Below are 4498 nucleotides of genomic sequence, written 5' to 3' on the forward strand. Positions count from 1 at the left end.
CGCATACTCACGGCGAATCCGCACCACTGTCTCCACGACCAACATCCCGATCTCGACCGCCCGGTTAAACCAAGCCGCCGTGCCTAAACCATCGGAATGAGGGGTCCCTTTTAGGCGCCGATCACCCCGCTAAGGGGGTCCTTTTTCCACGCCGCTGCACAGTCGGAAGTCTCGTATTCGACGCAGATGCCGCGGTGCTCGTCGGCGTAGTGGCTCCACATCAGCGCGGAAGACCAAGTGGCCGAAAGCGACAGCACGCCTCTCTGCGCGAACTCGTGGTCGAGCTCATCCTTAATGTCCCGCGCCAACAACCTAATTAGGTAGGCCTCGGCATCCTTGTTTGTCTCGTAGCTCCCGACCTCGCTCGACATGTATCGAAGGTGGCCCACCTCTTTGGCAGCTTCTGGGCCGTCCATGCGCCGCATGAGCATCCGATAAAGGAGCTTTTCCAACGTCGCCCGCCCAACGTCGACATCAAAGGTCGGATCGCAATCCAACGGGTCGTTGAACGTCCTTGGCTGGGCGTAATGTACCTCAGCCTCCGTCAAACTGCGCAGAGCGCGCACGCCGAAAGCCCGATATTTGTAGAGCTTATTTGGCATCACGCCCCGCTGAGAACTATGAGTGGCAGCTAGCGATCCGATCCTAAGAGAGCGCCTTGTTGAGCCGATCAACGCTCATCGACGCGTTCGACATGATGGTCATGGTGAAGCTGCCGAGGATCGGGTTTTCACTTCCTGCGTCGTCAGCGGTGTTGATCGCATCTGCGCGTCTAAACAGTTCGCGGAAATCCAGGAAGTCAGCCACTGCCTCGGGCGACCCGCATTGGTATACAGGGCACTGTGCCAACGCGTTTTCGAGGATGTCCCACTGCGGTACCCACCACTCCGAGGTGCGATAATCGGGATCTAGATAGCGCTTGGCGACGGCCTCCATTGTCCCGAAGGCTCGACGAACCGTGCTGAGGGTCACCTGGCGCGCTTCGCGCTTCTCGATCGATTTTTGCAGCAACACCGGCAAGGTCACAACGACGATGGCGGCAATGCTGCCGAACGCCTGAACCCAGGACGCAGTAATTTCGCTATTGGTGCCCTTGGCCGTCACCACGGCGATCAGGCCAGTCGCCATGGCCAGGAGCGCCACAAGATAGGCGACGATTTCGCGGAGCTTGAGGGCGTCGTACATTCTCCGGTTCACCTATATTTTGCCTCACTCACAAAATCTTTTGTGTCAGCCATCACCTTGTTGAACTCCCGCCAATACCCGGTCTTGCGCACATCCACGGGGGCGGCGGCGGCTATCTGAAGAAGCTCATCACACCACGACCCGAATTCTTCCAATTGCTCGGTTGAGAACTCATTGGCACGCGCGGCAACGTAGGGCAGGTAGTTCGCAGCCACCTTGTAAGGGTAATGCCCCTCTTCATATCGGCGCATCTGTGACTTGATGATTGTGTGTGCTTTTAGCGCTGCCTCATAGTAATCAGACCAGTGGGTTGTCTCGGCGCGGCTTTCGAGCAAAAAGCGAGCGTAGTGGTTTTCGATTTGAAACGGATCGTAAGACCGCCTCCTATCTACAAGACCAAATGCAGCGTCGAAATGGGCCTCAGCGCCGACGTAATCCTTAAACGATAGGCGCGCGATGGCATACTGCAGCCAGAATTGCGGGTTCTGAACACCTACGCCTGTCGCCCGAATGTTCTCATAGTATCTTACTAATTTCTGGCCTTTGTCTGGATCAGAAATTATGCGCTCTATAAAACTGAACCTCATAAGTTTCTGTGCTGGAAGCTTATAAAAGTCGTTGTGAACTGACAACGCATCCAGGCGCGACAACATTACCGGCAGTTCCGACACAATTTTATGATCGGATATGAGATCCGTTAGCACTGCCTGAGCAAATACCGACGATCGTACTGAGACCCGGTTATTATCAAAGCTCAGGAATTCCCGAAGAATCTCACTTCCCTGAGCCTTCGACGTTTTGAACAAATCGGCCTGAACGATCTCACATATTTGGGAAACTCGAGCCGTATGACCAGCATATGCAAGCGTCAATGCCGCGAGAAGCCCCTCGAAAGTGTGGCCACCAACGTCATCGACTCCGGACAGCAGCACTTTCAGCTTTGCGAATATTTGCGTAGAGCGGCAGACTGAAAGCAGCACTGTGCCAAGATGCCCACGGCACTGTTTTTCAATAAACCGTAAACGCTTGTCATCCTTCCAGCCCTGCTTGTCGCCCCACAGGCCGTGCTTCAATAATAGCTGGTCGAGTTCCTTAGCCTCATCTTCCGATAGGTCATTCAGGTCGAACTTCGCATAGTCCTCTCCAAATGCCTCAACAACAGATCCAAGTCGCGTCTCGACGGCGGCGCTCCGTGCTGTTGTAATAATACTAACGTCGGGAAAATTCGTGCTGATGGATTTTACTAGGTTCGAGAAAGAGAATCCATCCTCGATCATAAGCACGACTTTAGATCGCTCATTTGTGTCGAGAGATGCGAGGTATTCAAAATCGTTTTCCACCCCCTCGGTCGAGCCGTTGAAACTGTAGCACACCATCCCAGAGACGCTTAAGAGTGTGGATATTTCCGAGAGAAGTGCGGTTTTCCCATTTCCAAGGCTTGAGTGAATGAGAACTCGGCCCCGCCCCTTGCTGATAATTGAGACAAGCCCATCAATGTCACTTCTCGGTATATAGTAGTCAGCTACGCCCTCAATTACGCTTCGAGAGATGTAGGACTCTTCGACATCACCCTTGGTAAGAAATCGGACAACCTTGTCAGTGTCCGGCGCGCCGATCGCAGGTGTGATTTCAAATCGAGAAAGCGCAACGGTGAACGGCGACGGCTCAAGTAGGCCACGCGTCCCTATCTTCGGGAAGATCGGAGCGATGTCGGAGACATTTTCCGCAACCACCGCGCCAAATCGAGAAGCCTTTATTACAGTTTCTCGCTTCGCGGCTTTCCCCACAACAAAGAATGTCTTCTTTATGAGGTCAGGGTTCTCAAATAGGATCCGAGATATGTCCAAATCATAAAGCGAGTACCCCATAAAAATAATTGAGTCTGCAATATTTATGTCCGAACGAAAAACCTCGGCCCATGGCGAACGCCTAACCTTGTCGCCTAAATACTGTCCTGTTGTCAGGATCGTATCAATATCCCAGTTAGCCGGCGTGAGGCGTTCAATGAATCCGTTCAAATGGACTATTGAGCCATTGGCGAGTGTCGAACTTGGAGAATCTGAAAGAGTCGCCACAGAGGGCGTTCTTCCGCCAGCCCGGATGCAGGCCTCAACTAGATTGTCGTAGTTTGTCGTGTATATCCTGCGCCAAGGCAGGCTTGCTATGTCGGAGTGGTATTCTTCGAATGTCTTGACGTGAAACGTATCTTGCAAAAGTCGGACAATCTTAGACTCATCTCCAACCTTTGATAGATATTCGTCAGCAGCCAGATCGAGTGGCAGCGGGTCAGGTTCGCCAGCATCGGCGGACAATTCGGCCGCTACGCCGTCAGCGTCAGTAAGCGGCTTGTCGCGAGTCGAAGTCGCTCCGAACGAAAATCCCGCCCCGGTGAAGAGTATGCTCCGCCCGAGATGGACACGCTTCGCTGCTTCCTCGAAATCCAAAGCTTGTCTCCTAATCAGGTCGCGCCGATTTCGACGGTACGCGGCAAATCGCAGCTTCGCAATTTGGGCGAGAACGACGCCCGTACAACGACGCTGACTTAGAGGGGTTTGCGACGATGGACGTGGGCCTGGGGGCGAGGGGGAGGCCGTTTCGACACCCCAAATACTAGGGCAAGATAAAAGGACAGGGACCTTTCAGGTCCATGTCGTTGATGGTGTCGGGCATTTTCCGGCACCTGCCCGAAGGCGCAGGTTCCTCTGCGAGCGAGTTCGCTTGCAATTTCAAACCTTTAGAAGGGACCTTCGTCCTTTTTGGGCGCCTTCCGTACTCCCACCAGATCTACTCCCCAAGGGCTTGGCGAACCGGGCACGACAGGCCGTTGAGGCGCAAAGAGCCAGTCGGAGATCGTCCCATCAAGGGCGGCTTTGCCGTCGCCTACGGCGATGCGCTACGCGCACCCTTGACCGGCCGCTCTCCGCCCGGCCAGGCTCGGCATGCGGTTTAAGCCGAATCAGGCGCGTTCCGCGCCTGCGGCTTAACCGCAGCCTCTGATCGTTCGCCGCCTGAATTCCTGCCTCTCTCATCCTTACTGCTTGAAGCCTGAAGACATTCCGCCCTGATCGCTTGGTGGAACGAGAGCTGGGCGGGCTGGCGGGGGTCAAGGGTAAGCGCCGCAGGCGCGCATCGCGGAGCGACGGCATCGCCGCCCTTTACGCCCGCCTGCACGTCCGCCAGACGCTAGTCCAAGCGTGTCCGCCGTCAGCGCCTTTGAGACAGATTGAGGGTTCCGTTTAGAGGAGGGTTTTGGTCTCATCGTAGTGACGAAGGAACGAAGATGAGACCAAAACCCTTGGCCGCGAAAGCGACG

General features: G+C 54.9%; 3 protein-coding genes. All 3 read right to left on the reverse strand.

Going from position 1 to position 4498, the window contains the following annotated elements:
* Positions 1-110 precede the first annotated feature (110 nt).
* From ACP69S_RS21850 to ACP69S_RS21860, 3 genes are read right to left on the reverse strand one after another with little or no spacing between them, the layout of a single operon-like run.
* Positions 111-602 (reverse strand): DUF2971 domain-containing protein, encoded by a 492-nt coding sequence (locus ACP69S_RS21850; protein WP_426000811.1) that lies wholly within the window; start codon positions 600-602, stop codon positions 111-113.
* Positions 603-645: 43 nt separating this feature from the next.
* The gene (locus ACP69S_RS21855) at positions 646-1185 is read right to left on the reverse strand and encodes a hypothetical protein (RefSeq protein ID WP_426000813.1); all 540 of its coding nucleotides are present in this window, start codon (positions 1183-1185) and stop codon (positions 646-648) included.
* Positions 1186-1193: 8 nt separating this feature from the next.
* Positions 1194-3629, reverse strand: a complete 2436-nt coding sequence (locus ACP69S_RS21860; protein ID WP_426000814.1) for an SIR2 family protein — start codon at positions 3627-3629, stop codon at positions 1194-1196.
* Between the last annotated feature and the right edge of the window lie 869 nt (positions 3630-4498).

The sequence above is a fragment of the Caulobacter sp. DWR1-3-2b1 genome, from assembly GCF_049895765.1.
GTDB lineage: Bacteria > Pseudomonadota > Alphaproteobacteria > Caulobacterales > Caulobacteraceae > Caulobacter.

What these genes read in the sequence shown, in the direction of transcription:
- ACP69S_RS21850 (WP_426000811.1), bottom strand. Translation starts at nt 602, where the DNA reads ATGCCAAATAAGCTCTACAAATATCGGGCTTTCGGCGTGCGCGCTCTG.
- ACP69S_RS21855 (WP_426000813.1), bottom strand. Translation starts at nt 1,185, where the DNA reads ATGTACGACGCCCTCAAGCTCCGCGAAATCGTCGCCTATCTTGTGGCG.